The organism is Escherichia sp. HH41S (genome assembly GCF_009820115.1).
GTDB classification, from domain to species: Bacteria; Pseudomonadota; Gammaproteobacteria; order Enterobacterales; family Enterobacteriaceae; genus Escherichia; species Escherichia coli_F.
On the sequence record NZ_VNXE01000092.1, the window covers coordinates 1 to 406 of the forward strand.

The following is a 406-nucleotide window of genomic DNA, read 5'->3' on the forward strand; positions in this document are numbered from 1 at the left end:
TGACGGTCACACCGTTATGTTCAAATGATTCGGTTTTCAGGAACATCGCTGACTCTCCGGATTAACTGGCGGTGACGGTAATTTCTGCAACCGCAGCAAACTCACCATTACCGGATACAACCGGAATGTTGACCTTGCCTGCAGCAACGCCGTTCACGGTGATGGTCATACCACTGACCGACACGGTGGCTTTTGTTTTATCCGCAGACACCGCACGAAAGCTCTTGTCGGTTACGCCCTCCGGCTGGAAGGCCACGGTCAGCGTGGTGCTCTGCCCTTTCACCACCGAGGTGCTGGCAGGCGTCACGGTCATGCCGGTTGCCGCTGTTACCGTGCTGCGATCTTCTGCCATCGACGGACGTCCCACATTGGTGACTTTCACCGTGCGGGTGATCACTTCCTTCGC

Annotated in this window: 1 protein-coding gene; it reads right to left on the reverse strand. The window is 56.4% G+C overall.

The features are described from left to right. Positions 1-61: 61 nt before the first annotated feature. The coding region (locus FQZ95_RS27050; RefSeq protein ID WP_087906781.1) for an Ig-like domain-containing protein at positions 62-406 on the reverse strand (345 nt) is incomplete at its 5' end.